This window comes from Sphingomonas lacusdianchii (assembly GCF_022664395.1).
Classification (GTDB): Bacteria; Pseudomonadota; Alphaproteobacteria; order Sphingomonadales; family Sphingomonadaceae; genus Sphingomonas; species Sphingomonas lacusdianchii.
In genome coordinates, this window is sequence record NZ_JAKRET010000077.1 from 1 (window position 1) to 965 (window position 965).

Here is a 965-nt window from a genome sequence, read left to right on the forward strand (position 1 = left end):
GGCCCCTGTACATTGTAGGGACGCAGATTCACGGTAGGCGTCGTCGTCATCGGGCGACCTATTTTCGCAGGTTCTCGATCCCGAGTTCGTGCCACATCCATGTGAAGTCGTAGGTCGCCATCGGATCGTTGGAGTCGTGTTTTGCGCCGCTGCGGTTTTCGAGGTGCTTGAGCCATGTCGTCAATCGGTCGCGGCCGGCCGCGGTCTTGGCGGCCGCGCGTGGGGTGATGTCGCCGAGCATGCCGATCGGTTCGTCGAGGGTGGCGCGGTACTGGCGGTCGAGCATGGTGTGGACGAGCGGGGTTGCGACCTCCGGCGGAACACTCGGGGCGGGTTCGGAGGCGGCCAGCCCTTCCACCCGCGCCGCCATGGCCTGCTCGACGGTTTCGATGGTGGTGAGCGGGGTACCGACCAGTCCGGCCAATGCATCGGCGATGATAGCGGTGCCGCGCCCGGCACGCTCGGCGGAGGTGACGGCAAGGATAAGGGCGCGGCCCTTCAGCTCGATGTTGCCGAGCACCGGGGTGCCGTCTTCCATCGTCACGCCCCAGCTCATCTTGCCGGTGGCTCTCGTGGTCTTGCCGGGCTTGTCGCCCAGCCAGTTCCAGAAATGGCTGGTTTCACGCTGAAGCGCGGGCAACGTGTCGAGCCGCTCCCCGATCAGGGCGTGGGTGGCACCGCGCGCGAAGGGGAAGCGCACGCGGTGGAACACCACTTCCTCACCGTCACTGTTGTGCAGGACCGGGATACCCTCCGGTTCCAGGGTGCGGGGAACGATGTCGAAAAGCCAGGCAGTAGTGATCAGGACGGGCAACGCGCGCAGCTTTTCATCGTCGAGCATGAGCGGGGTGCGCGGACTGCGCTTTCTCTCCGCCCGGCGGAGACCCCGCACTAGATCGTCGGCCGCCTCCATCGGGAACGACAGCAGCCCGCCCGACAGGAGATGCCTGCCCCCGACCTCGACG

1 protein-coding gene is annotated in these 965 nt (G+C 66.5%); it reads right to left on the bottom strand.

The window, feature by feature from the left end; genetic code table 11:
- Nucleotides 1-58: 58 nt before the first annotated feature.
- On the bottom strand, nucleotides 59-965 hold a 907-nt coding region (locus MF607_RS22545; RefSeq protein ID WP_242122396.1), incomplete at its 5' end, for a hypothetical protein.